The sequence below is a fragment of the Streptomyces doebereineriae genome (assembly GCF_031845645.1).
Classification (GTDB): Bacteria; Actinomycetota; Actinomycetes; order Streptomycetales; family Streptomycetaceae; genus Streptomyces; species Streptomyces canus.
This window is the reverse complement of record NZ_JAVREZ010000117.1, coordinates 1-527: the sequence shown is the minus strand read 5'-3', so window position 1 is coordinate 527 and position 527 is coordinate 1. Positions and strand designations below refer to the sequence as shown.

The following is a 527-nucleotide window of genomic DNA, read 5'->3' as shown; positions in this document are numbered from 1 at the left end:
ACATCCACAACAACGGCAAGAAGAAGGTCCAGCTCAAGGGCTTCAAGGTGAAGGACAACACCGGTTACACCTACACCTTCGGCAGCTACACCATCGGCGCGGGCAAGACCGTCAAGCTCCGTACCGGCAAGGGCAAGAACGTGGCGGGCACCGTGTACTGGAACCGGGGCTCGTACGTCTGGAACAACACCGGCGACAAGGCCCGGCTGATCAAGCCGAACGGGAAGCTCCAGGACTCCTGCTCCTGGAAGAAGTCGACCCCGGCGAACCAGGGCAAGAAGAACTGCCACTGACCGGTCGCCGTTGACGGGTCGCCGTACCCATGGGGGCTGCCGCGGTTCGGGGGGACTGCGGCAGCCGTACGCGGACCGGCCGGAAGGGCCGGGACAGTGTGCGCGGCGCGGGGGCGGGGCACAGGGTTAGGGTGCCGCATGACACATGATCATGAGCCCGAGATCCTGCGCTACACCGCCTTCTCCGCCGACCCCGGGGGCGGAAACCCCGCAGGCGTCGTCCTGGACGCATCG

1 protein-coding gene and 1 pseudogene are annotated in these 527 nt (G+C 66.2%); both read left to right on the top strand.

Annotation, left to right across the window (positions count from 1 at the left end; all coding sequences use genetic code 11):
* On the top strand, nt 1-293 hold a 293-nt coding region (locus RNB18_RS50990; protein ID WP_311720924.1), incomplete at its 5' end, for a lamin tail domain-containing protein.
* A gap of 138 nt (nt 294-431) precedes the next feature.
* Nucleotides 432-527: pseudogene (locus RNB18_RS50985) on the top strand (phenazine biosynthesis protein PhzF); the annotation flags it as partial.